The sequence below is a fragment of the Nonomuraea angiospora genome (assembly GCF_014873145.1).
Taxonomy (GTDB): Bacteria; Actinomycetota; Actinomycetes; order Streptosporangiales; family Streptosporangiaceae; genus Nonomuraea; species Nonomuraea angiospora.
Genome location: NZ_JADBEK010000001.1, coordinates 11,405,894 through 11,431,119 on the forward strand (window position 1 = coordinate 11,405,894; position 25,226 = coordinate 11,431,119).

20 protein-coding genes are annotated in these 25,226 nt (G+C 69.4%); 15 read left to right on the top strand and 5 right to left on the bottom strand.

Annotated features, from left to right (window positions below):
* The first annotated feature begins 18 nt into the window (after positions 1 to 18).
* Together H4W80_RS52275 and H4W80_RS52280 are read left to right on the top strand one after the other, a co-directional pair.
* Complete coding sequence (locus H4W80_RS52275) at positions 19 to 546, top strand: site-specific integrase (protein WP_192791874.1); 528 nt, start codon at positions 19 to 21, stop codon at positions 544 to 546.
* Positions 543 to 827 carry a hypothetical protein gene (locus tag H4W80_RS52280; protein ID WP_192791875.1) on the top strand — a complete coding sequence of 95 codons (285 nt, stop codon included), beginning with the start codon at positions 543 to 545 and terminating at the stop codon, positions 825 to 827. Before H4W80_RS52275 ends, H4W80_RS52280 begins: the two co-directional genes overlap by 4 nt.
* Before the next feature lie 230 nt (positions 828 to 1,057).
* Here the strand turns inward: H4W80_RS52280 and H4W80_RS52285 are convergent, their stop codons facing one another.
* Positions 1,058 to 1,432, bottom strand: a complete 375-nt coding sequence (locus H4W80_RS52285; RefSeq protein WP_192791876.1) for a hypothetical protein — start codon at positions 1,430 to 1,432, stop codon at positions 1,058 to 1,060.
* 433 nt (positions 1,433 to 1,865) lie between these two features.
* Positions 1,866 to 2,849, bottom strand: a complete 984-nt coding sequence (gene speB / locus H4W80_RS52290; protein ID WP_225301984.1) for an agmatinase — start codon at positions 2,847 to 2,849, stop codon at positions 1,866 to 1,868.
* A gap of 265 nt (positions 2,850 to 3,114) precedes the next feature.
* On the opposite strand from speB, the gene H4W80_RS52295 reads away from it, so the two are divergent.
* Both H4W80_RS52295 and H4W80_RS52300 read left to right on the top strand, forming a co-directional pair.
* Positions 3,115 to 4,080: a serine hydrolase domain-containing protein gene (locus tag H4W80_RS52295; RefSeq protein WP_225964155.1), complete on the top strand. Its 966-nt coding sequence runs from the start codon at positions 3,115 to 3,117 to the stop codon at positions 4,078 to 4,080.
* A 38-nt stretch (positions 4,081 to 4,118) separates the two neighbouring features.
* Positions 4,119 to 5,231, top strand: a complete 1,113-nt coding sequence (locus H4W80_RS52300; RefSeq protein ID WP_318787478.1) for a M20 family metallopeptidase — start codon at positions 4,119 to 4,121, stop codon at positions 5,229 to 5,231.
* Here the strand turns inward: H4W80_RS52300 and H4W80_RS52305 are convergent.
* Positions 5,228 to 6,073, bottom strand: a complete 846-nt coding sequence (locus H4W80_RS52305) for a M55 family metallopeptidase (protein WP_192791880.1) — start codon at positions 6,071 to 6,073, stop codon at positions 5,228 to 5,230. The two genes, H4W80_RS52300 and H4W80_RS52305, sit on opposite strands and share 4 nt — an antisense overlap.
* A gap of 21 nt (positions 6,074 to 6,094) precedes the next feature.
* On the opposite strand from H4W80_RS52305, the gene H4W80_RS64135 reads away from it, so the two are divergent.
* The 11 genes from H4W80_RS64135 to H4W80_RS52360 all read left to right on the top strand — a co-directional run bounded on the left by H4W80_RS64135 (position 6,095) and on the right by H4W80_RS52360 (position 22,382).
* Complete coding sequence (locus tag H4W80_RS64135; RefSeq protein WP_192791881.1) at positions 6,095 to 7,816, top strand: PucR family transcriptional regulator; 1,722 nt, start codon at positions 6,095 to 6,097, stop codon at positions 7,814 to 7,816.
* Positions 7,817 to 7,969: 153 nt separating this feature from the next.
* The gene (locus H4W80_RS52315) at positions 7,970 to 9,535 is read left to right on the top strand and encodes an ABC transporter substrate-binding protein (RefSeq protein ID WP_192791882.1); all 1,566 of its coding nucleotides are present in this window, start codon (positions 7,970 to 7,972) and stop codon (positions 9,533 to 9,535) included.
* Positions 9,532 to 10,560, top strand: a complete 1,029-nt coding sequence (locus H4W80_RS52320; protein ID WP_318787479.1) for an ABC transporter permease — start codon at positions 9,532 to 9,534, stop codon at positions 10,558 to 10,560. The genes H4W80_RS52315 and H4W80_RS52320 overlap by 4 nt, the downstream gene beginning before the upstream one ends.
* Positions 10,561 to 10,574: 14 nt before the next feature.
* The gene (locus H4W80_RS52325; RefSeq protein ID WP_192791883.1) at positions 10,575 to 12,434 is read left to right on the top strand and encodes a dipeptide/oligopeptide/nickel ABC transporter permease/ATP-binding protein; all 1,860 of its coding nucleotides are present in this window, start codon (positions 10,575 to 10,577) and stop codon (positions 12,432 to 12,434) included.
* Complete coding sequence (locus H4W80_RS64140) at positions 12,431 to 13,231, top strand: ABC transporter ATP-binding protein (RefSeq protein ID WP_192791884.1); 801 nt, start codon at positions 12,431 to 12,433, stop codon at positions 13,229 to 13,231. The genes H4W80_RS52325 and H4W80_RS64140 overlap by 4 nt, the downstream gene beginning before the upstream one ends.
* A gap of 215 nt (positions 13,232 to 13,446) precedes the next feature.
* Entirely contained in the window at positions 13,447 to 16,542 is a 3,096-nt protein-coding gene (locus H4W80_RS52335) for a serine hydrolase (protein ID WP_192791885.1), read from the top strand.
* Positions 16,539 to 17,333, top strand: a complete 795-nt coding sequence (locus tag H4W80_RS52340) for a GNAT family N-acetyltransferase (protein WP_192791886.1) — start codon at positions 16,539 to 16,541, stop codon at positions 17,331 to 17,333. The genes H4W80_RS52335 and H4W80_RS52340 overlap by 4 nt, the downstream gene beginning before the upstream one ends.
* A 2-nt stretch (positions 17,334 to 17,335) precedes the next feature.
* A complete protein-coding gene (gene menC / locus H4W80_RS52345) occupies positions 17,336 to 18,463 on the top strand; it encodes an o-succinylbenzoate synthase (protein WP_192791887.1) in 1,128 nt (375 codons plus the stop codon).
* 24 nt (positions 18,464 to 18,487) lie between these two features.
* On the top strand, positions 18,488 to 20,038 hold the full coding sequence (locus H4W80_RS52350; protein WP_192791888.1) for a GMC family oxidoreductase: 1,551 nt from the start codon (positions 18,488 to 18,490) through the stop codon (positions 20,036 to 20,038).
* Positions 20,039 to 20,068: 30 nt separating this feature from the next.
* Positions 20,069 to 21,496, top strand: coding sequence for an aldehyde dehydrogenase family protein (locus tag H4W80_RS52355; RefSeq protein ID WP_192791889.1), 1,428 nt, complete (start codon positions 20,069 to 20,071; stop codon positions 21,494 to 21,496).
* A 184-nt stretch (positions 21,497 to 21,680) separates the two neighbouring features.
* Positions 21,681 to 22,382, top strand: a complete 702-nt coding sequence (locus tag H4W80_RS52360) for a hypothetical protein (protein ID WP_192791890.1) — start codon at positions 21,681 to 21,683, stop codon at positions 22,380 to 22,382.
* Here H4W80_RS52360 and H4W80_RS52365 read toward each other — a convergent pair whose 3' ends face one another.
* Positions 22,383 to 24,578 carry a hypothetical protein gene (locus H4W80_RS52365; RefSeq protein WP_192791891.1) on the bottom strand — a complete coding sequence of 732 codons (2,196 nt, stop codon included), beginning with the start codon at positions 24,576 to 24,578 and terminating at the stop codon, positions 22,383 to 22,385.
* 45 nt (positions 24,579 to 24,623) lie between these two features.
* A complete protein-coding gene (locus tag H4W80_RS52370) occupies positions 24,624 to 25,193 on the bottom strand; it encodes an NAD(P)-dependent oxidoreductase (RefSeq protein ID WP_318787480.1) in 570 nt (189 codons plus the stop codon).
* Between the last annotated feature and the right edge of the window lie 33 nt (positions 25,194 to 25,226).

Genomic DNA, 25,226 nt, shown 5'->3' on the forward strand with positions numbered 1-25,226 from the left:
GTCGTCTACTACTCGGAGGTGTTCCCCGCGCTGCGCGCGCTGGGCATCACCGTCGAGCTGACCCTCGAGGTGCTCCAGGAGATGGGGGTGTTCGTCGATGACCGGCTGCCTGCCTTTGACAGGTGGTTGGAAGCCAAGCTCGAAGGGCTCGCCCCAGGCATCCGCGACGATGTCGAGGCCTGGGCGCGGGCGCTGCGCGACGGCGCCCCCCGGATCAAGCCCCGCAACATCAAGTCGGTCTGGATCCAGGTGAACCGGCTGCGTCCCACGCTGCTGCACTGGTCGGACCGATACGGACACCTGCGGGAAGTCACCCGGGAAGCCGCCACGACCCCAGCCGCCCGGCTCGTGCTCATGCTCGCCGCCGTTCACGCCGCCCGCACCGGCGCCATCCGCTCCCTGCTCCTCGATGACGTCGACCTCGGCAACCGACGGCTCACCATCGCCGGACGCACCCGCCCCATCGACGAGTTCACCGATCAGATCCTGCTCGAATGGCTCGATTACCGACGCACCCGCTCCGAACAGCCAATCCTCACCTGTTGATCAATCAGCTGAGTGCCCTCGGCGCCGATCCGGTCTCCAAGATCTACTTCGCCAAGAAGCTCCGCGGTCAGGCTGCGACGCTCGAACGCCTTCGCGTTGATCGGCAGCTTGAAGAAGCCCTCACGCACGGTCCGGACCCGCTCCACCTCGCCGCTGTGTTCGGCCTCGACCCCAAGGCCACCATCCGCTGTGCCGAGAACGCCCGCGTCCTGCTGGCCACCGCAGCCGAAGAGCAAGACCCCGCCAGTCGTGACGAACCCAAGGGTCGAAACGGTCCATGAGGGCTGAAGACCCTTCGGTTCAGTGTGATGAACCTTCAGTTCGCATGAACTCTGGGACTTCCTTGGGGTTGAGGAACCTGCGGACAGCCGTTGGCGCTGAGAAGAATCTTGCTAAGTCGGGGCACCTACCCGACACGTCGCTTGAAACACGCCCCCCCGTCTCCGGTACGGAGACGGGGGGCGTGTTTGGAACGCGCGGTGGAGTGATCGCGTCAGTTGGGCATCAGCATCTAACTCCAGACGAGGTACGACTGCGTCAACTTCCTGACAGGACCCTGCTTCCCCGAATGAATTATCGCGGTTGCGTTGGTGAAACATTCAACGTCCGAGTAGAAACTCACCGTGGCGCTTGTGTTGTTGACCACGGTCATCTCTGGTGCCCAAAGCTTGTGGCAGCCTTTCGGAGGGTTGAGGACGGAATCCTGGCCGCTGAAGTGCAGCCACCCAACGGCAGCCTGCGCTTCAACCGGGCCGCCGAACGTGATGGCCGCCGCTACGCCGGCAGCCGCTGCCCCAGCCTGGATCCGACGCCACATTGTCTGCATACTGCCTCCCTTTGCTTTGCCGTAGACCGCATGAAGCGGTGTCGGCAGAACGGCGAACACACTGCGCAGCCTGACCGGAACCGGTCATCCCGCCCCTCACTCAACGGTCACCGGGCCGGGCGCATAAGCCGCGCTGGCGGAGTTCATCCGCTCTTGTGCTGGTTGACGTGTGCCGAGGCTCCCCGTGCGGAGTCAGCACGTCCTTTCGGCAGATGACTCCGGGATGCGGGCCGTGCACCGTCTTGAGAGCCAGTAAAGCCACGTGGTGGAGGTGTCCAACAGGGCTGCGGACAGACTGGGCCAGATGCGTCCACGCGGTGGCCAAGCTCGGACGGAAAGCCGCTTGGCCCTTAGCAAGATCCCACCCGCGTTCGACCCCGCCCGCGCCGACAGCGGGCGCGGCTGGCTGGCGACGGCACGCCTCCCATGACCTCGCTGACAAACGGCGTGCCCGCCATCGAGATCGCGGCCCGGACCGGGGCCGTTCCGATGACTACCTTCCCCGGGCAACCATGGCCAGGAGGTCGAACGTGAGGCCGGCGGCGGCCAGCGCGGTGATCTGAGCGTGGTCGTAGGCGGGTGAGACCTCGACGACATCCGCACCGACGATGTCGAGGTCCGCGAGGGAGTACAGCAGCAGCTGAAGCTCCCGGGTGCTCAGCCCGCCGGGCTCAGGGGTGCCGGTCGCGGGCGCATGGGCGGGATCGAGCACGTCGATGTCGATGCTGATGTAGACCGGCCGATCAGCCACTCTCTCCCGGAGCCGGTCGGCGGCGTGCTCGATGCCGCGCCGCGCGACGTCGAGTGTGGAGATCGTCGCGAATCCCAGCTCCCTGTCGTCCTCCAGATCCTTGGCGGCCGGGGTTGTGTGGCGGATGCCCACATGGGCGCAGTGGTTCACCGCCAGCAGTCGCTCCTCGGTGGCCCGGCGGAACGGAGTGCCGTGAGTGAGCCGCGCACCGAACATGTTGTCCCAGGTGTCGAGATGGGCGTCGAAGTGGATGAGTGCCACGGGGCCGTGGTGCCGATGGGCGGCTCGCAGCATCGGGAGGGCGACGGTGTGGTCGCCGCCCAGAGTGATGATCCGGTCAGCACTTCGATAGAGCCGCTGAGCGGCCGACTCGATCTGACTCACCGCCTCGGCGATGTCGAAGGGAGTCACGCCGACGTCACCGGCGTCGGCGATCTGCAACCTCGACCACGGCTCGATCTCGAGCCCGAGGTGGTAGGGCCTCAGGAGTTTGGAGCCGGCGCGAATGGCCTCCGGGCCGAATCGTGCGCCTGGCCGGTAGGTGGTACCGGCATCGAACGGCACGCCGAAGATCGCGACGTCGGCCCGGGAGACCTCGTCGAGCCGCGGCAGGCGGGCGAACGTGGAGGGCCCCGCGAAACGCGGGAGCTGCCTGATGGAATCGGGCGGTCCGACGATCCCTGTGTCGCCGGACTCCGCGAGCTCGTCCTTCTCAACGCTCGACAACGCGATTCTCCTCCCAAGGTGACCGGCCCCCGTCTTCTGGGCCTCACAGTAGTCAGAGCTCTCTCCCGGGCATTCGGTCGATCGCACGAGGGATTCGCGCCGCTTCCGGCCTTCGGCACAATGCGCCGATACCTGGTGAGGACAATGATGCGAAGGTCGGCATAACACCCACGAGTGAGGATTCCGCTTGCCTGAGAATGCATCGGATGCGTATGCGTCCTCGACTCCAGACCTGCTCGGCGCCTTGGACGGAGAGCGCCGGCGATTGGGCATCCCGGGTGCCGTCGTCCACGTGAGCGGTCCGTCGTACGGCAGTTGGACCCGTGCGCTCGGCGTCTGCGATCTGGCCACCGGGGTGCGGCTCACCGCCGGCAGCCGCATGAGGATCGGGAGCCTCACGAAGACCATCGTGGCGCTGATCGTCCTGCGCCTGGTGGAAGCCGGAGACCTCTCCCTGGACGATGAGATACAGGCCCATCTGGCAGAGCCGCAGATCCCGCGAGGAGTCACCGTTCGCCGTCTCCTCGACATGACCTCGGGCCTGCCCGACTACACCTCGGAGGAGTTCGTCGCCGGTCTGCTCCTCGAGCCCGACCGGCTCTGGACTCCCTCCGAGCTGCTCAAAGTCGCCCTGCGGAACCCGCAACAGTTCGAGCCCGGCACCTCCTGGGCGTACTGCAACGCCGGCTACATCATGCTGGGAATGCTCATCGAGCACGTAACCGGCGCACGAGTCGAGGACGTCGCGCGCCGGCTGGTCTTCGACCCCCTCGGCATGCGGGAGACCGAGCTCCCGCCGCTGACGCACGACGCCGCCGCCCTGCCGGATCCTCGGCTGCGTGGGTACCACCGCCGGGACGGCGAACTCGTCGACGCGACGCGCGTCAACCCGTCCTGGGCGTGGACCGCCGGTAACGCGGTGTCCACCGTGGGCGACTTGAGACTGCTCGTCGAGGCGTCGGTGCACGGCGACCTCCTCCAGGAGCAGACCCGGCGTGAACTCATGCGCACCCACCCGGTGCCCGACAGCACCTTCACCTACGGCCTCGGCATCGCGAACTTCGACGGCATGTGGGGCCACAACGGCGAACTGCCCGGATTCCAATCGTTCGCCGGCCACGATCCTGCGACCGCGACGACCGTCGTCGTCCTCACCAACCTCGACGACCACTCCGCGGACCTGCTCGCCGCGTTCCTGCGCACCCGGCTCGCGAACGCTGCCGGCTCATGAGGAAAAAGCCGACACCCGAGGATTCCACCGGGCCGGAGGTGTCCGGGAACCTGTCGCTCCTCCTCGAGGATCTGAGCAGACTCGTTCGTACCGAGTCGCCGTCGACGGACCTGGACGCGGTCGGCCGCTCCGCGCGGGTGGTCGCGGACTTGGTTCATGAGCGCTTGGGGCGTCGGCCAGAGATCCTGTGCGTCGACGGAGTCGACCATGTCCTGCTGCGCGGGGCCGATCCGAAGGTCATGCTCCTCGGGCACCACGACACCGTCTGGCCGCTCGGCACGTTGGACGAGCTGCCCTACACCGAAACTGCCGGCGTCGTCAGTGGCCCGGGCTGCTTCGACATGAAACTCGGCCTCGTCCAGGCGATCCACGCTCTCGCGTGGCTGCGGCGATGCCGCGGCACCGGCGTCCTCGATCAGGTGACCCTTCTCATCACGGGCGATGAGGAGCTGGGGTCCACGACATCACGGGCACTGATCGAGCAGGAAGCAGGCCGCTGCCGGGCAGCCCTCGTGCTGGAGGCGGCCGGCCCGGGCGGCGCACTGAAGACGGGGCGCAAAGGCGTGTCCCTCTACCGTATCGAAGTGCTCGGTCGTGCCGCGCACAGCGGTCTCGATCCGGAGAAGGGCGTGAACGCGACCATCGCGATCGCCGAGGTGGTGCTGGCGATCGCCCAGCTCGCTGACCCGGCGGCCGGTACGACCGTCACCCCGACGGTGATGAGCTCGGGCACGACGCCCAACACCGTGCCCGCGACGGCCACTGTGGCTGTCGACGTCCGGGCCGGCACCGCCGAGGAGCAGCACCGCGTGGACCGGGCGATCCGCGAGGTCGCGCCGGTTCTCGTCCCGGCGGAGATCCGGGTGCGGGGCGGAATCAACCGGCCGCCCATGGAACGGAGCGCGGCGGCGGCGCTGTTCAGCCAGGCACAACGAATCGCACGCCGCCTCGGCCATCCTCCGCTGGAGGAGATGACGGTCGGCGGCGCATCGGACGGGAACTTCACCGCGGGTATGGGAGTGCCCACCCTGGACGGGCTCGGTGCCGTCGGCGGCGGCGCCCACGCCCGCGACGAGCACGCGGAGATCGCGTGGATCCTCCCGCGTACGCGACTGCTCACCACCCTCATCGAGGAACTCGCAGAGTTCTAACGGCGGGCGGAGAGCACCTGACGCGCGCGCTCGCTGCTCGCCGCGAGTTCGTACAGGACTGTGATGAATCCGAGGAGATCCGCCGACGCCGTGAGGACTGTCGACACCGTCCGGTCGGCCGTCCGGGCGCAGCCGGGGATGCAGGCGGCGAGCTCGGCGGCCACCGGCGAGGGCAAGTCGACCTCGACCTCGAACGACGGGGGCGGCGGCGGACAGCTCAGTGCCGACGCGCGGGCCACGGCATCGGCGGCCCCTTCCCGCACCAGGTTCCTCGCCACGCTCGGCGCGACGGAGTCCGTGGCCGAGAATCCGTGTGTCTTCTTCACGGTCACGATCGTGGCCTCGGGGAAGATCTCGGTCGCGATCGCGCCGATGACGTCATCCCCGGTGACCAGGCCCACCGGGACACCGAGCGATGCCGCGTACAGGGCATTGACCTCGGCCTCCGACACCGGTGATCCGTTGACTCTGACCTCACCGAAGTAGGCGGAGAAGGTGTGCGCCAAGAGCCCGGGCGTGCCGGCCGGCGCGTGGTAGCCCACGAAGAGCGCCACGGCGCAGTCCTCGGTCAGGCCCTCGGCCATGCACTGGGCCTTGGGCTGCCCGAAGACCAGCCGTGCCCTCGGGTCGAGGCGCTCGTGGATCAGGTTGTCCATCGTCCCGTGGGAGTCGTTCACGAGCACGCTCGTCGCTCCGCCGTCGAAGGCGCCCGCGATCGCGGCATTGGCCTCCTCGGTCATGAGCTCCTGGGCTCGTGGGTAGCCGTACCCGCCGCGCACGATCTGGTCGAGGGTCGCGATGCCGGCGACGCCCTCCATGTCGACGGAGATGTACGCCTTCATCGCTGAGCTGCTCCTTCGTCGGTGCCACGCGTCACTCTCATTGTTGTCGCGGCTTTCGCGCCAACAATGGGTCGATCGACCGAATCAAATCGGACACAGATGTACGATCACACAATGCAAGGCGGTACGAGCAGTCCAGCGGACCTGGGGCGAGTGGTCGAGCGGCTCGGCTCGACGCTGCTGACCATCAAGGCGGGGCCACGTCAGCCGGCTCGTGCCGTGACGACCGTCATCCTTCACGATCCTCTGGACCAACCCGACGTCCCGCCGGACGCACTGGTGCTGGGCGTCGGCGTGGCGGCTGACGACAGCTTGGTCACCCTGGTCAGAGCGCTGGGCGAAGCCGGGGCCACGGCCCTCGTGGTCCGGGAGCCGCTGGCCGTCGACGAGGAGGTCGCCCGCGAGGCGGAGCGCGGCAAGGTGTCCGTCTTCGGCCTGGTGCAGGGCGCATCGTGGATCCAGGTGGCGACGTTGCTGAGCGGCGCTCTGCATCTCGGTGCCGATGGGGCGCCCGCTGTCGGCGGCGATGCGGACCGAGACCTGTTCGCCCTGGCGAACTCGCTGTCAGCTCTCCTCGACGCCCCGGTCACGATCGAGGATCTGTCGTCGCGGGTGGTCGCCTTCTCGGCTGACCAGGCCGGCGCCGACGAGCCGCGCCGCCTGACGATCCTCGGCCTCCGGGTGCCGCAGATCTACAGCGAATACCAGAGAGAACAGGGCATGTTCCGCCGCGTGTACGCCTCGGAGCGACCGGTGTTCATGCAGAACCCCGCCCCCGGCACCCGTCCTCGGGCGGCGATGAGGGTCCAGGCGGGCAATGAGCTTCTCGGCTCCATCTGGGCCGCCGTGGCAGGGCCGCTCACCCCCGAGCGGGAGGCGGCCATGATCGAGGCAGCACGGGTGATCGCGCTCGAGATGCTGCGTGCCCGCGTCAGCGCCGATGCCTCCCAACGACTCGGAGTCGCCCTGCTGTCCATGCTCCTTGAGGGAGGGACCCGCGCGCACGAAGCCGCGCAGCAGCTGGCCTTCGGTTCGTCGCCGGCATGCGTCCTGGTCCTGGGGCCGCTGCAGTCCGACGACGAGGTCCGCACGGCGGCCGACATCCAGCGAACGGCCTCCGCATTTCGGACGCACCTCAGGCCCACCTATCCGCGGGCCATCGTCGCCCAACTCGGCGGCGCGGTCTACGCCGTCGTCCCCGTGCGTGCCGCGGCCGCCCCGGCGCTGGCCGCCATGAAGGACCTGGCCGCCGAGTTCATCGCCCGTCTGGACACCACCACCGAGTTCTGCGCCGGACTCGGCGGCATCGTCGAGGACGTCAGCGAACTCGGCTCATCCCGGCGCGATGCCGATGCGGCGATGCGGGTGCTGAGCTCCCATCCGCGCGCGGGCAGACGCGTCGCGTCACTGGCGGACGTGGCGATCGAGTTCCTCCTGCTCCGCCTCGGCGACCTGATGGCAGCCGACCGCATCGAACTGACCGGCCCGCTCGCCGACCTGGAGGACTACGACACCGAACACGACACCCAGCTGGTGCCGACACTCCAGAGCTGGCTCGAGCACTTCGGGGACGTCGCCGCCGCGGCACGAGCCGTCCACGTGCACAAGAACACGTTCCGATACCGGCTCGGCCGGATCGAGACGATCGGCGGCGTGGATCTGGCCGACCCCGACGAACGATTCGCTCTGATGCTGCAACTCCGCCTCGGCCCCGGCCGGCGATCGCCGCGGCCACCCGCGTAGCGACCGGGACCGCATCAGCCGGTCCCGGGTTGGTCGATCGTCCAAGGTCCGCGCACGCAGATCAGGCGGACGTACGATGCGCCTCTCCGACCAGGCGGGTGAGTCTTGGTGTTCGACGTCACACCCCGACTCGGACCTTAAGGCGGGCCTGCCATGAATCGACGCGCCGCTGCTTTCGCAGCCCTCCTCATCGCTCTGCCGGCTCTTGCGGCTTGCGGCGGCTCGGGCTCGGGCTCGGGCTCGGACGGGGGCCAGGCGGGCTTCGCGACGGACGGCACGTTCGCGTTCGCGATCGACTCCGACCCAGGCGACCTGAATCCGCTCGTCACCAACCTCGTCAACGCGCAGATCGTCGGAATGTACTCCTACGACACGCTGATGTTCCTCGACCCCGAGACGGCCAAGCCCGCGCCCTTCCTGGCCAAGAGCTGGACCGAAAGCCCGACCAAGGTCACCTACACCCTGAACGACGCCATCACCTGCGCCGACGGCACGCCGTTCACCGCGCAGACCGCCGCTGACAACCTCAACTGGATCGTCGACCCCGCCAACAAGTCGCCGCGCCTGGAATCCGTCGTGCCGGCAGATGCCAAGGTGAGCGCGAAGGGGAACGTTCTCACCGTCACCACCTCCAAGCCGCGGCCCTTCATGCTGTACGACATCGGCGCGCAGCAGCTGGTGTGCGAGCGCGGCCTGAAGGACCCCAAGAGCCTCTCCGCGGGGAGCGACGGCACCGGCCCGTTCGCCATCGATCGCGTCGTGGCCGGAGACTCGATCACGATGACCCGCCGAGAGGGCTACACGTGGGGCCCCAAGAACAGCACCTCGAACACGCCGGGGATGCCGAAGACCGTGACGACCAAGATCGTGCCGAGCCCGTCGACCAGAGCGAACCTGCTGCTGTCCGGTCAGCTCAACGCGGCCATAGTGAGCGGCAAGGACGAGGAACGCCTCGCCGCTCTCAAGTCGCAGCCGACGCCGACCATGTCCGGGATGATCGTCTACAACCACCATCAAGGTCTCCCGACCGCTGAGGCCGCCGTACGGCGCGCACTGACCCAGGCGATCGACCTCGACACCCTCACGAAGATTCTGACCGGCGGCAAGGGCGAACGGGCGAAATCGCTGCTCTCCGAAAACCCGAGCCTGTGCGCCTACGACACCGTCCAGGGCAACCTGCCTTCCCACGACCCGAACGCCGCCGGCCAGGCCCTGCGCGCGGTGGGCAAGCCGGTCGACATCACACTTGTCTACGACAACTCCACGGACACGGGCAGCGCCGCCGCGGAATACGTCGCGAAGCAGTGGGAGACCGCCGGCGCCGCCGTGAAGCTCGACGGTGGTGACGAGAACTACGTCATCAGCCGGACCTTCGCGGCCAAAGACCCGTCGGGCTGGACGGCATCGCTGGGGCTCAACCTCCAGACGGGCACACCGGCCATCTTCCCGCAGTACCTCTCCGGACCTGCCGCCCCTGCGGGGACGAACTTCGCCTCCATCGACAACAAGGACTACAACCGCAGCGTCGCCGCGGCCGCCGGCCGGACCGGTGACGATGCCTGCAAGGCCTGGGCCGAGGCGGAGAAGACCCTGATGACAAGCGCTGACCTCATACCGGTGTCCGTCACGCCGTACAAGATGTACTTCAATGGCGCGACGGCGCTCTACCTGCCCGTCGGCGGGCAGCTGCCCGGCTCCGCGATCCGCGTGCTGAAGTGACCACGGAACCGACCGTCACCCTGCTGACGGGAACCGGGGCGGGACCGGATTCCGCGACCGGAACGTTCCGGGGCAGAGGTGGGCGACTGGGGGCCTTCATCGTGCGGCGGCTGGTGCGGCTCGCGTATTCGCTGGTCACCCTGGTGACCGTCGTCTTCCTGATGGTCCGGCTGATCCCAGGAGACCCGGTCCGCAATGCCCTCGGAATCAACGCGACGGCCGCGGTCGTGGAGGCACAACGCGAAAGCCTGGGACTGAACGACCCGCTGTGGACGCAGTACCTGAACTTCTGGAAGGGGCTGCTCACGTGGGATCTCGGAGACTCTTTCTCCCTTCACCTGCCGGTGACCACGATCATCGAGCAGCGCCTGCCGGCGACCCTGGAACTCGCGTTCCTGTCGCTGGCGCTGGTGCTCCTGGTGTCGATCCCGCTCGGCATCGTCGTCGCCGCGCTCACCCGAGGCGGCCGCAGACCCACCGTCGACCTGGCCTACACCTCGGCGAGCGGCCTGTTCGCCGTCATCCCCGAGTTCCTCATGGGAGTCGCTCTGGTGTACTTCTTCGCCGTTCAGAGCCACCTGCTGCCCGTGGCGGGCCGAACCGATCCGAGCTCGTACGTGCTGCCCGTCCTGGCACTGTCGATCGCGGTCGCCGCGGGCGTCTCGAGGATCGTCCGGGTCGAGGCGCTCACCGTGTTCGAGCAGGACTACATCCGGACGGCGCGGGCGAAGCGCATGTCGAGGTGGCGCCTGTACTTCCGCCACGCTCTGCCGAACCTGGTGACCTCCTCGCTCACCGTCGCCGGAATCGTGCTCGGCTCCCTCGTCGCGGGCACGGTGCTGATCGAGACCATCTTTTCGTGGCCCGGACTCGGGCTCACGATCGTGGACGCGGTGCGGAGCAAGGACTTTCCACTCGCGCAGGGGATCGTCATCGTCTACGGCTTGATCGTCCTCGTTTCCAACCTCTTGATCGACATCGTCCTGGTCTGCCTTGACCCGCGTTCAGCGCTGAAAGACACGTGATGGCGGTGACAAGCATGTCCTCTCCCGACTCCGCGCTGGCGGGGCCGGCCGCCGCGACGGCGGTGGGCGAGCCGATGCCCATGGCGGTCTCGTCTCGCCGCAGGTTCCTGACTATCCTGCGTTCTCCCCTCGGCATCGGCGCGCTGGCCGCCCTGATGGTGGTCGCGTTCTTCGCGGTGTTCGGACCGGTGCTGTGGGGCGAGGCCGCGCGGCAGGCCGATCTGACCCAACTGTCCGCGAAGCCCAGCGCGGACCACCTCCTCGGCACCGACGCGGGTGGCCGGGACGTTCTCGCGCGGGTGCTGACCGCGACCCGGCTCTCGATCGTCACCGCCGTCCTGTCGGCCGCCCTCGGCGTGTTCGTCGGTGTGGTCATCGGCCTGCTGCCGACGATCGCGCCCCGGCGGCTGGGGCGGTTGGTCAACAGCGCCATCGGCGTGGCACTCGCCTTTCCGGCTCTCCTGCTCGCCATCGTCGTGTCGATCACCCTCGATGTGGGCGCCACCAGTGTCACACTGGCGATCGGCCTGGCCATGGCGCCGTCCTACGCCCGGCTCACTCAGACCCTCGGTGCGTCGGTGACCGGGCGCGACTTCGTGGCCGCCGCTCGCATCCTCGGCGTCAGCCGAGCGCGGATCCTGGTACGGCACGTCCTGCCCAACGTGCGAGACCCGCTCATCGTCAACGCCAGCATCGGCGCCGGCACCGCGCTGGTCGCGGCGACGGGACTGTCCTTCCTGGGCCTCGGCGTACAGGCGCCGGACTACGACTGGGGCCGCATGCTCAACGAGAGCATGGGAGCCATCTACGTAAACCCCGCTCCGTCTCTGGGGCTGGGCGCCGCCATCGTGTTCGCCGGCGTGACGTTCGCGCTCGCCGGCGAGGTGCTCGCCCGGGCATTCGGGCTGCACCGGCCCTCCGGCCGCCGCCGGCGGCGGAAGACCACCGGCTCGACGGCGGCGGCACCGGTCCCGCAGGTCGCGGAGGACCCCGTGCTCCGCGTACGCGGCCTGCGAGTGGAGGCGCCCCGGGGGGATGGATGGGCGACGCCGGTTCGTGGCGTCAGCTTCGACATCGATCGAGGGGAGATCGTCGGCATCGTCGGTGAGTCGGGCTCGGGGAAGTCACTGACCTGCATGGCGGTCGCGTCACTCCTGGAAGAGCCACTTCACGTGACGGCGTCATCGGTCCGGTTCGACGGCACGGAACTGGTCGTCAGGGGCAAGGTGCCCGGCAGACCGCGCTCCAAGTCGCTGGCCCAACAGCTCGGCACGCGGCTGGCATTCGTCTTCCAAGATCCCTCGACCTCGCTCAACCCCGCCCTTCACGTCGGTACGCAGGTCGCGGAGGTCGGTCTGCTGCACGGCGGCCTCAGCCGGCGCGAGGCACGCCGGCGTGCGGTCGACCGGCTTGCCGCGGTACGGCTCTCCGACCCGGCTCGCCGCGCCCGCCAGTATCCCCACGAGTTCTCGGGTGGCATGCGGCAACGAGCCACGATCGCGATGGGGCTCATGGGCGAACCGGCGCTGGTCATAGCCGACGAGCCGACGACGGCCCTCGACGTCACGGTGCAGCGGGAGGTCCTGGCGCTCTTGCGGAAGGTGAACCGTGAGCATGGGACGGCCGTCATGTTCGTCTCGCACGACATTTCGCTGGTCTCGTCATTCTGCACGCGGGTCCTGGTCATGTACCGGGGAGCCATCGTGGAGAGCCTGAGCACCGAGGATCTCGCGAGCGGACGCGCGGCGCATCCCTACACCCGGGCGCTGGTGGCGGCGGTGCCGCACATGGACGCCGCCCCGGGCACCGAGTTCGCCACGATCACCGAGGATGCCGAGTTTCCCCTCGACGCCGTAAGGGAGGGGTCGGCGTGAGCGACCTCGCCTTCGAGAACGTGGGAGTCAGGTACGGGCACGGACCCGCCGCCCACCAGGCGGTCCGTGGGGTGAGTCTCCACGTGCCGAGCGGCCGGACGGTCGGGCTGGTGGGTGAGTCAGGTTCGGGCAAGTCGACGCTGGCTCGTGCCGTCGTCGGCCTGCACGAGGCTCATACGGGCCGCATCCTGGTCGACGGCACCGATGTCGTCGGTGCCCGGGGGAGTGCCGCGTCCGTTCGCCGCACCGTGCAAATGGTTTTCCAGGACGCCAACTCCTGCCTGAACCCGAGGATGTCCATCGGCGCCTCGATCGAGGAGGCGCTCGCCGTACGTGGACGATCCGCGCGACGCGATCGCGCTCACCGGCGCGGCGAGGTGGCCGCGCTTCTCGAGATGGTCGAGCTCGACCCGGCCCGTGCCGGCGATCTGCCCATGCAGTTGTCGGGGGGTCAACGTCAACGCGTCGCGATCGCGCGGGCGCTGGCCGCCGAGCCCCGGGTGCTGCTCGCTGACGAGATCACTTCGGCGCTGGATGTCTCGGTGCAGGGGACCGTGCTGAATCTGCTGATGCGCGTCCAGCGGGACCTCGATCTGACGGTTCTCTTCATCAGCCACAACCTCGCTGTGGTCAGGCAGTTGTGCGACGACGTCGCGGTCATGAAGGACGGGCAGGTCGTCGAGGTCGGATCGGCGACCGAGGTGATCGACCACCCCGAACATCCCTACACACGTGAGCTGGTCCGTGCCGTCCCCCGGATCGGCACCCCTCTCTTCGGCAAAGGAACCACTCTATGAACTCTCGCCTGTTCAGTCTCGATGACGTCCGTCAGGTCGTCACCGTTCCCGAGACTGCGATCACGGCGGATGGAAGAACGGTCGTCTTCACGCGGCGCCAGGCGGCAGACCACCGCACGGAGACCTCGCTGTGGGCGGTTTCCCGCGACTCTCAGCCACAGCCGCTGACCCACGGGCCGACGGATCGAGCACCTCGCATCGTCCCAACGGGGATCATGTTCCTGCGCGATGTCGACGGATTCCCGCAGTTGCATCTCCTGCCGCACATGGGTGAGCCGACGCGGTTGACCGAGCTGCCGCTGGGGGCCGGGGCCGCGGCCGTCAGCCGGGACGGTCGCCGGGTCGCGTTCTCCGCACCCGTGAACCGCGCGCCCGGCGACGCCGCTGCGCCCATCGTCATCGACACGCTCGACCAGAAGGCGGACGGGATCGGCTGGATCGGCAGTGTCCGCCGCCACATCTTCGTGATGGACCTGGGATCCAGGCAGATCAGACAGGTCACCGACGGCGACTACGACGCGGACGGCCCGGCATGGTCGCCCGACGGCGACCGCCTCGCATTCACGGCCTCCATGGCCCACCGCGCGGACGTCGAGCTCGAACGCCGCGCCTACGCGGTCGAGGTCGACGACCCGCTCGCTCCGGTGCAGGTGCTCGGACAGGCCACCGGAGTGACCGGTCCGGTCATGTGGGCTCGCGACGGCGCGTCGCTGCTCGCCGTGGGATCACCCGCGATGGTGGCAGGTCATGCCCGGCTTCTCCGGCTGTACGGCGACGGCAGGCCCGACACCGACATCACGGCTGGGCTGGATCGCAATGTGCTGCCGGGCGCGACGGGCTACCCAGGTGGCCACCCGGCGCAAAGCCACGACGGCAGCGAGATCGTCTTCTGCCTGCGTGACCGTGGCTGGACCCATCTGTACGGGGTCGGTCCGGATGGCGGAGAGGGCAGGCCGATCGTCGCGGAGCCGCATCAGGTCGTCTCCGCGCTCTCGGTGGCCGCCGAGGCACCCCGTGCCGCGATCGTCCTGACCACTCCTGAGTCGTTCGCCGAGGTCGCGATCGTCGACCTCGCCACCGGCGAAGCCGAGGTCCTCACCTCGCTGATGGAAGAGAGCCTCCCCGGGGTCCAGCTCTGTCGACCGGAGCCACGAGAGTTCACGATCAGCGATGGCGTCGTCGTCCACGGGTGGCTGATGGCGGCACCGGACACGACCGGAACCGCTCCGCTCCTGCTCGACATCCACGGTGGGCCGCACAACGCCTGGGCCGGTGTGGCCGACGAGATCCATCTGTACCAACAGCTCCTCGCCGCACGCGGGTGGCGTGTCCTCACGCTCAACCCCCGTGGATCCGACGGGTACGGCGAGGAGTTCTACCGAGCCGTCGACGGCGGCTGGGGACGAGCTGATCTGGCGGACTTCATCGAGCCGATCGACCAGTTGATCGCCGAGGGGATCGCCGACCCCGAGCGACTCGCTGTCGCCGGCTACAGCTACGGCGGCGTCGCGACCTGTGCCCTCACCGCCCACACCGACCGGTTCGCGGCCGCGGTGGCCGGCGGCCTGATCTGCGACTTCGCCTCCATCGCCGGTCAGCGACTGCTGCCGGAAGGCTTCTTCGCCTCGGCGACCGCAGGTGCCGCGCCGACAGACGTGGTCCGGCTCATCGAGAGCTCTCCGATCGCACGCGTCGAGCAGGTGAAGACACCCACGCTCGTGCTGCACGGCGAGAACGACAACACCTGCCCGATCGGACAGGCGCAGCAGTGGTTCTCGGCACTGCGGATCCAGGGTGTGCCGACTCGCCTGGTGGTCTATCCAGGAGGCAGCCACCTCTTCATCGCCGACGGCGAGGTCGATCACCGCGTCGACTACCACGCCCGGGTCGTGGAATGGGTCGAGCTGCACACCCGCGCCGCCGCACGGCCGGCCGCGCTGTCGCCGGCCCCACGTGGGGAGCACTACTGGCGCCGCCGTCTGGACCTCCTCCGAGAACGGCACGGAGTCGTCGGGGCGCAACTCGGCATCGTGCAGCTCGATCGGAGCGGAACTGTCTTCGACCGCATCACGGTCAGCTCCGGGGTCCTGAACGTCTCGACCCGGGAACCCGTCATCGACGACGCCGTCTTTCAGATCGGGTCGATCACGAAGGTCTGGACGACGATGCTCGTCATGCAGCTCGTCGACGAGGGGCTGCTCGATCTCGACGCTCCCGTGCGCGAAATCCTGCCGGACTTCAGGCTGGCCGATGACGAGTCGCCCTCGGTGACGGTACGGGCGTTGCTCAACCACACCAGCGGCATCGACGGGGACGTCTTCACCGACACCGGGAGGGGAGACGACTGCGTCGCGCGGTACGTGGAGCACCTCGCCGCCGTCTCCCACATCCACCCGCTCGGAGAGAGGTTCTCCTACTGCAATGCCGGCTTCGTCGTCGCGGGCCGCATCGTCGAGGTGCTCCGCGACATGACGTGGGACGAGGCGCTGCTCCACTATTTGATCAAGCCGATGGGCCTGCGGCACACCATCACCCTGAGCGAGGACGCACCCAGGTTCGCCACGGCGACCGGCCACGTCGGCTTCGGTGACGAGTCGGCCCCGGTGCCCCAGTGGTCGATCACCCGATCCATGGGACCCGCGGGCCTGATCGTGGCGAGCGTCGGCGACCTGCTGACGTTCGCGGAGATGTCACTGCGCGGAGGGGTGACCCGGGAAGGCGTTCGTCTGCTGTCAGCCGGCAGCGCTCGCCTGATGACCATCGAGCATGTCGATCTGAGACAGAGCGTCGCCACCGTCCAAGGCTGGGGACTGGGCTGGTTTCTCGAGGACTGGCGGGGAACCTTCGTATACGGCCATGACGGCGGCACGATCGGCCAACGTTCATACCTGCGCTTGATCCCCGGTACGAACTACGCGGTGGCGTTGCTGACCAGCGGTGGTCAACCGGATGGTCTCTTCTACGAGCTGTTCGCGGACGTCACGTCGTCGATCGACGGCAGTCTGCCCCCGGTCCGGGTCCGGGCCGACATGACACGTCCGCCCGAACCGCTGGAGGGCGCCTGGGAGTGCGCGGGCTATCGCGCGGAGGTGGCCCCCGACGCGGACGGTCTCACACTGACACTGTGGGAGCGGAAGGGGCACCTGCGCGACGGCACGGCAGCAGAGCCGGAGTCCGTCGCGCTGCATGCCTCGAACATCCCGGGCGTCTACGCCTACACCCCCGCTGAGCTCGCGGGGGAGAAGCAGTTCCGGCCCGTCGCCGGCGGCGTCTACAACGGAAGCCGCTTCCTGCGGCAGGAGTGCTCATGACGACCCAGGCGCCGAGCTCGACCTCCATGGAGTTGCGGCTGCTTCACCGCCCGGAGGAGATGTCTGCCGCCTCCGAGCTCGTGGCGCAGATCTGGAAGGTCCAGAACACCCAGTCGCATGTCAGCCCGGAGCTCCTCACGGCGTTCGCGCACGCGGGCAACTACGTCGCCGGTGGTTTCCGCGGCCATGAGCTCATGGCGGTCTGCGTCGGGTTCTTCTACCCGCCCCGGGAGAATGCCCTGCACTCCCACATCGCCGGCGTGCGACCAGACGCGGCGGGCACAGGATGGGGCAGAGCCCTCAAGCACCACCAGCGCGACTGGTGCCTGGCCCGCGGTGTCACTCGCGTGACGTGGACCTATGACCCCCTGGTGGCCCGGAACGCGTACTTCAACCTCCACAAGCTCGGCTGTGAGGTCGAGGTCTACCTGCCCGACTTCTACGGACCGATGGGTGACGGGCTCAACCAGGGCCAGCACAGCGACCGGATCATGGTGGCCTGGCACATCGGGCAGGCCACGGCGCCCTCACGAGCCGAGAAGAAGCACGGCCCCGCCGTGCTGAGGTCCGTGGACCGGCGACCCCAGCTCGACCTCGGCAGGGCGGAGTCTCTGACCCGATGCGTCGTGGAGATCCCCTCGGACATCGAGGCTCTACGGCGCCACGAACCCGAGCTCGCGATCTCATGGCGGCTCGCGCTACGACGGGCGCTGGGTGGGCTGCTGGAAGAAGGCTGGGTCGTCGTCGATTTCGACCGCCGGGGTCACTACTGCCTCACGAGGAGCACCTGAGAATGCACATCGAGCGTGTCGAGCTCATCACGGTCCGGATGCCGCTGATCCACCCGTTCACCACCTCGTTCTCCACCCAGACGGAGCGCCTTCCGCTCCTGATCCGGGTCACGGCCTCAGACCACGGCGGCACCGTGACAGGGTGGGGTGAGTGCGTCGCCCTCGCCGAGCCGTTCTACTCGCCGGAATACCTTGAGGGAGCACGAGAGGTCCTGCGGCGATTCCTCGTGCCCGCGCTGTTCGAGTGGCAGGCCGCGGGTCACGCCGTGTCGGCGTCGACGGTCGGCGCGGCACTTGAGCACGTGGTCGGCCACCGCATGGCCAAGGGCGCTCTGGAGATGGCGATCCTGGATGCCCAGCTGCGGCTTCGGAACATGTCGTTCGCAGCGCAGCTCGGTGTGACCCGCGTCTCGGTGCCGTCGGGGGTCAGCGTCGGCATCGAGAAGTCGATTCCCGACCTGCTCGGCCGGGTGGGCGACTTCGTCGACCAGGGCTACGCGCGCATCAAACTCAAGATCCAGCCCGGGTGGGACCTCGAGCCGGTCAAGGCGGTGCGCGAGCGGTTCGGCGACATCGCGCTGCAGGTTGACGCGAACACCGCCTACCGGCTCTCCGACGCCCAGCGGCTGCGCGGACTCGACCCCTTCGATCTGCTGCTGATCGAACAGCCGCTGGGCGAGGAGGACCTGCGGCAACACGCTCTGCTCGCGGGCCTGCTCACCACGCCGATCTGCCTGGACGAGTCGATCGTCGACGCGCGGTCGGCCGCCGACGCGATCGCGCTGGGGGCGGCGAGTGTCATCAACATCAAGCCAGGAAGAGTGGGGGGATACCTCGAGGCGGCACGCATCCACGACCTCGCGCTGGCGCACGGCGTCGCGGTCTGGTGCGGCGGCATGCTCGAAACCGGCATCGGCCGAGCCGCCAACGCGGCGCTGGCCGGGCTCCCGGGCTTCACGCTGCCCGGCGACATCTCGGGCTCGGATCGGTTCTACGCCCAGGACATCACCGAGCCGATCGTCATGAAGGACGGCGCGGTGTCGATCCCCGGCGGACCCGGGTTCGGCGTCGAGCCCCTTCCCGCGGCACTCGGCGAGATGACCGTTCACACGCTCGACCTCACCGCCTAGCGACGAGACCAAGGATCAGGCCAGATGGGATCAGCAGGCAGCTACGACACCATCGTCGTCGGAGCGGGCTCGTCCGGCTCGGCACTCGCGGCACGGCTCACCGACGCGGGACAGCGGGTGCTGCTGCTCGAGGCCGGCCGGGACTACGCGGCCTCGCAGCTTCCGGAGGCATGGAGGTCGCCGAATCCGTTGAACGCGATCCTGAACTCCGACTACAACGCGTTCTTGTGGGACGGGCATCTGGCCACCAGGACCGAAGCCCAGGAGCCCTACCTGTACTGGCGAGGCAAGGGCCTCGGCGGAAGCTCGACGGTGAACGGGCAGATCGCGATCCGGCCGCCCATCGAGGACTTCGACGAGTGGGCGGCCTCCGGTTGCACCGGATGGTCGTCCGCGGAGGTCATGGCGGACTTCGTCGCCCTGGAGTCCGACGCCGGCTTCGGCGACGAGGACTACCACGGCACCGCCGGCCCGATCCCCGTCTACCGGGCCCCGGTCGACACGTGGGGATCGGTCGACCAGGCGCTCCGCGCGGCAGCGCTCGCCTCGGGTTTCGGGTGGGCCCCGGACGTCAACGCGCCCGGCGCGACCGGCGTCTCTCCCTACCCCATCAACTCGATCGACCGTCGACGGGTCTCGTGCCACGACGCCTACCTGGAGCCACGTCGCGACAACCCGGGCCTCACCATCCGCGGCGACAGCCTGGTCGACGTGGTTCTCTTCGAACGTGCTCGGGCAGTCGGCGTCCGGCTGGCCAACGGATCGGCCTTCCACGCGAACCAGGTCGTGCTCAGCGCGGGCGCCACGGCCTCGCCCTCGATCCTCATGCGCTCGGGCATCGGCCCCGCCGATGACCTCCGACGGCTGGGCATCGAGGTCCGTGCCGATCTGCCGGTGGGCCGTGGGCTCCAGGACCATCCGATGGCCCTGATCGGCATCCCGCTCACCGAAGCGGCCTCGGCCGGGCCCGCCGACCGGCACACGAACTGCTGCGTGCGCTACAGCAGCGGCACCGTGCCCGGCGGGAACGACATGATGCTGGCCGCCCTCAACCAGAACGCGCTGGCCATGGCGGCGGCCGAAGTGCGCGCCGGCGCCGGCGCCGTCGGGGTGTTCGTCAACCGGACCTACTCGCGCGGAACGCTGAAGCTTCGAAGCGCCGACCCGAGCACGCAGCCCCGGGTGGCGCTGAACATGTTGTCGGACGAGCGCGACATCGACCGCCTGGAAGCGGGCATCAGGCTCCTCGGCGACCTGGTGGCCCACTCCAGCTTCGCGGAGATCGCCGACGGCGATCTCTGGCGGGTCAATTCGTCGCTGCGCGATGCCCTGGACACACCAGGGCGACTGCGCGACTACCTGCGCGCCAGCGTGGTCGACACGCAGCACGCGACGAGCACGTGCCGGATGGGAGATCCGAACGCGCCGGAGACGGTCGTCGACCCCCGGTGCGAGGTCCTCGGTTTCGAGGGTCTCCGAGTCGTCGATGCCTCCGTCTTCCCCTTCGTCCCACGCGCCAACACCCATCTCACCTGCGTGATGTTCGGCGAGCACATGGCCCGCAGGCTCCACTGAAGCCGGCTTCGATCCAGAAAGAACGAGCAGATGAAGCGCCTGAGCAACATCATCGACGGCACCCCGGTCGAAGCCGCGGACCCGGAACTCCGCAGCGTCGTCAACCCGGCCACCGAACAGGTCGTCGCACTGATTCCGGCCGGATCGGCCGCCGACGCCGCGGCGGCGGTGGAGTCGGCGCAGGCCGCGCACGCGGGCTGGGCGAGGCTCGACCTCGAGGACCGCCTCGGCCGGCTGAGCCGCACCGCCGACCTCCTCGAACGGCATGTGCGCGAGCTGGCGGAACTCGAGAACCGGGAGATGGGCAAGCCTGTCCCGCTCGCCGAGCAGTTCATCGCGGGCGGAATCGCCTCGTTCCGGCTCGGCATCGAGCGGGCGCGGTCCTATCCGTTCGTCGCCGACGTCACAGCTCCGGGCGAGTCCGGACGGACAGTGGTCATCCGTGAGCCGCTGGGCGTGCTGGCACTCATCGTGCCCTGGAACTTCACGGTGACCTCGATCCTGGGAGCCCTCGGCCCCCTGCTCGCCGCCGGCAACACAGTGGTGATCAAGCCCTCGGAGAAGGCGCCGCTGTCCGCGGCCCGGCTCGTCGAGCTGTGCGACCTTCCGGCAGGCGTGGTGAACCTTCTCCTGGGCGACGCGCGCGCCGGCAAGCCCTTGGCCGAGCACGAGGCGGTCAAGCTGGTGCACTTCACCGGGTCTGTCGAGGCGGGCCGCAGCGTCGCCGTCGCCGCGGCCAAGCGCCTTCAGCGAACGATCCTGGAACTGGGAGGGAACGACCCCGTCCTCGTCGACGCCGACGTCGACGTGGCCGCCACCGCCAAGGCGGTCGCGACGTCGACGTTCCTCAACAGCGGACAGATCTGCACGTCGTCGGAGCGGATCTACGTGCACCGCGCGGTCGCGGACGAGTTCATCGCCGCCCTCGTGGCCGAAGCCGAAGGCTGGACGATGAGCGACGACCCCTACTCCCCGGGCCTGGGACCACTGGTCGACGACACCCAGAGGAGGATCGTGCACGACCACGTCCACGAAGCCGTCGACCGCGGGGCGACGCTGCTCTGCGGTGGCGGGCGACCAGACCGGCCCGGATACTTCTACCCCGCGACGGTGCTGACCGAGGTCACCTCGGACATGCGCATCATGAAAGAGGAGACCTTCGGGCCGGTCGCCCCCGTCACCGTGGTCGACTCCTTCGCCGAAGCCATCGACCTGGCCAACACCACAAGCTTCGGACTCGCGGCGACGGTCTATTCCTCGACCCCCGAGAACCTGCGGCGCTGCAGGGAGATCAACGCCGCTCTCGTGTGGATCAACGAGTGGCAACACGGTGGCGTCAACATGGTCCACGAGCCGTGGGGGGTCAGCGGGATGGGTGCGACCGGGGCAGCGGCGTCGTTCGACGCCGCCACCCGCCCGGTGTCGATGCTCTACTCGCCGTCCACGAACCACGGGTAGTACGGGGCCGTGCTCCCGGCGGGGGTCGCGCCGGTCGTGGCGGCCTGAGCAAGGGCCCACTCCGGAGAGCCGGATATGAGTAGGGGCTACTCATGTCCGGCGGTGGGCCGCGGGACAGGATGCGATCACGGGGCTGGGAGTGCCCGCCCGCGATCCGTTCCTTGATCTCTCCCGGGGGAAGAACATGCTCACACGTTCCGGCAGGCTCGCGGCGATGACCGCGTCGGGATGCCTGGCGATGTCGGTGCTCGGGGTTACGGGGGCCGGCGCCGAGACCGCGTTCGCCCCTGACACCTGCGCCAGCGGGTACGTCTGGCGCGGCGCGCGGTCCAGCGACCACGTCTGCGTGGACCCGGCCGTACGCGACCGGACGCGGTCGGAGAACGCCTCCGGGGTCTGGCACGCGTGCACGACCGGGTTCGTCTGGCGGGAGGCGTACACCGGTGACTACCGGTGCGTGGTCCCCAGCTCCCGCTCCCAGGCGCGGCAGGACAACGGCAGCGCGGCCCGCAGGCTCGCCTGGGTCGTCATGATGAAGCGCAACCACGCCGGTAACGGGCCCTCGTGCGACGGTGAAACCTGCTCCACCACCAACGAGGGGCCGTACCAGACCGTGGGCGTCCGCGGCTATTACCTGACGCCGGGCACCCAGGTCGCCGTCCAGGTCAGGCGCGCCTCGGATGACCGGGTGCTGTGGCAGGGCCGGGCCACGGCGCAGTCGGGCGGTAACGGACCGGCGGGCAGCTACTCGGTCGACACGGGGCGGGTCCTGTGCGGTGGCAGCTCGTTCGCGGCGCCGCTCACCGCGTACGTGGTGGTGCGCGGCGACGGCGGGCAGTGGTCGCCGCGCGTGCCGATCGCCTGGCGGTCCTGCGGACTGGTGTGATCAGCGTGCCGGGGGCTCCGGCCGGGGCCCGGTGAGGATCCTCGCGTTGAGCACCGTGGTGACCTTGAGGGCCCATTCGCTGCCGTAGCGCAGCCCGTTGTCGTCCGTCCAGGCGATCACCGGCCGGCCCTGGCCGTCCAGGGTCATGGCCAGGCCGGCGCCGGGGCCGTACCGGATCCTGCCCACGGCGGCGCTCTCGCACCGGCCGTCCGAGCAGGCGGCCAGCATGATCCGGTGGGCGGCGAGGTCCTGGTAGGCCACCAGCGTCCGCCCGGCCGCGTCTGTAACCACTGCGGGAAGCGTGCTGTGGGACGGGCCCGCCAGCGCGACCGGGTCGATCCGGGCGCAGCCACGGTCACGGCAGTCGAGCAGGCTGACCGAGCCGTCCCGCATGTCGCGGTGGACGATGACCGGGCGACCGTCGGCACGCATGGCCATGGACACACCCCCGCGCACGCGGCTCTCGTACGAAGGTTCCGTGTCCCGGCCGTCCCGGGCCGTCGTCACGCGCGGCGTCGTGCAGTCCGCGTCGGCGCAGGTGATCACGGACAGGGCGCCGTTCCTGGAGTTGAGCCGCGCGGCCACGGGACGGTCGTCCGCGCCGACCGCCACCGCCAGGCTGCGATAACCGCTGTCATCGAAGCGCGACTCCAGTTCGGCGGCCATCTTCCGCTCGGGCCGGGAACAGGCCGGATCGTCGCAGAACGTGAACAGGACCGTCTCCGACCCGGGCTCGGACGGAGGCCGGCCCGCCGGCCTCTCGTTCCGGCGTGTCTCCACGACGACCAGGCCGCCGTCCGGGCGTACGGCGAGGGCCACGGAGCTGCCTTCCGGGTAAAAGGTGGGCTCGGACAGCGGCTTGCCGCCCGCCGGGGGCACGCACCCTTTGCCGTCGCAGATCAGCAGGCCGAGCCGGACGGCGTTCCCCAGGCGGCCCCGAACCTGGGGGTCCGCGTTCCAGGCGGTCAGGACCAGGCGGCCGTCGGCCAGCCGGGCGCTGGCACCGACGGGTCCCGTCTTGGTGCGCTCCTGCCTGGCCCACGCGAACGAGGTGTCCCGGCAGGCGGCGTCCACGCAGGTGAGCAGCCTGGTCGAGCTGTACACGCTGTCCATGACCATGGTCAGCGGCAGGTCCGTGCCGGGGTACACGGCACGCAGGTCGACGGCGGACAGCGAGGGACCGCCGGTGCCGCCCGAGCCCCTTGACCTGAGTGTCCATCCCTCGGTCACGTTCGTCTCGGAGACCTCCACCCAGCCGAGCGGGTTGGTCAGGGCGACGCCGCCGTACAGCAGACCCGGCAGCGCCAGCGCCGCGACCACCCGGACGGGCCTGGCGGAAACGGGCGGTCCGTCGGGGAGCAGGCGCAGGACCTCCTCGGACACCCTCTTCTCCCCGCTCTCGTACGGCAGGAACAAGAACATCCTGGCCAGCACGACCCCCTGGAAGGCAGTGGCCAGCACGCCCACCAGGCCGTACCCCACACCTGTGACGGCCGCCGCGATCGAGTCGGGCAACAGCGGCATGAGCCGGACCAGCCCCTGCCAGGCCAGCGCGGGCACCCCCAGCACGCCCACGAGTAGCGCGACCCCGGCGTGCGCCAGCCGATCGCCGGCCAGGCGGTAGCCGCGGCCGAGCGCCCGCCATCCCGAACGCCCTTCCAGGATCACGGCCGGCACGGCCAGCAGGAACGGCGCCGCGAGCACCGCGAGCCCCACCATGACGAAGATCGACAGCCAGGACTGAGCGGTCGCCCACGCCACGCCGAGCCCGGCGGCCACGATCGCCGCCCATCCGAGCAGCATGATCGCACCGGCCGCGAGCATGGCGGGCGCGCGCCGCAGCGCGGTCCGCAGCGCGGCGGACGGCGACACGGAGCGGTCGAGCATCAGCCCCGCCGCCATCAGCACAGTCGCGGGCAGCACCACGGCGTGCGCGAGCATCGAGACGACCCCCATCGCGACCGTCCAGCCCACCAACGGTCCAGGGAGCGCGGACAGCAGTGCGAACTGCCCGTTGACCAGGCCGCCCGCATCCCCGACCAGCGGCATGGCCGCCAGGTACACCACGATGGCCGCCGGTAACGACGCGATGAGGGCGGGCCCCGCCAGGCGGGCCAGGTGCCGTCCCGTCCACCGGGCGCTCTGCAACAGGACACTGGTGCGCCATATATGACCGACGTTGTCGGGGATTGTCATCCTGGAGATTCTGCCACGGAGATCTTCGCCCGGCTGCGGGGCGCGTTATGCGATGCGGGCAAGGCCGCGCATGTGGATCGGGTACGCCGGAGGCAGCCCCTTGGCGTACCGCTCGAGTTCGTCGAGGGCGGTCTCGGCGAGGCGATGGACCTCCGTGCCCATGGCGCCGGCGATGTGCGGCGTGAGCTGCACGTTGGGCAGCCCGAACAGCGGTGAGTCGACCGGCAGCGGTTCGGGGTCGGTGACGTCGAGGATCGCGCTGAGCCGCCCGCTCACGCATTCGGCGGTGAGCGCGCCGGTGTCGATCAGGCTGCCTCGGGCGGTGTTGATGACCGTGGCGTGGTCGGGAAGCAGCGCGAGGCGGTCGGCGTTCAGCAGGTTCCGGGTCTCGGGCAGCGACGGCGCGTGCAGGGTCACGATGTCGCTGCGGCGCAGCAGGTCGGGCAGCGGAACGAGGGCCGTGCCGAGGGCCTGGGCGTCCGCCTCGGTGGCGTAGGGGTCGCTCGCGAGCACGGTGAGGTCGAAGGACCGCAGCAGGTGTGCCACCCGCCGGCCGGTGTGCGACAGGCCGACGATGCCGACGACGCGACCGTAGCTGGACCGACCACCCCCCACAACTGCTTGGCTGCGACGCAGGTCAGAGACGGG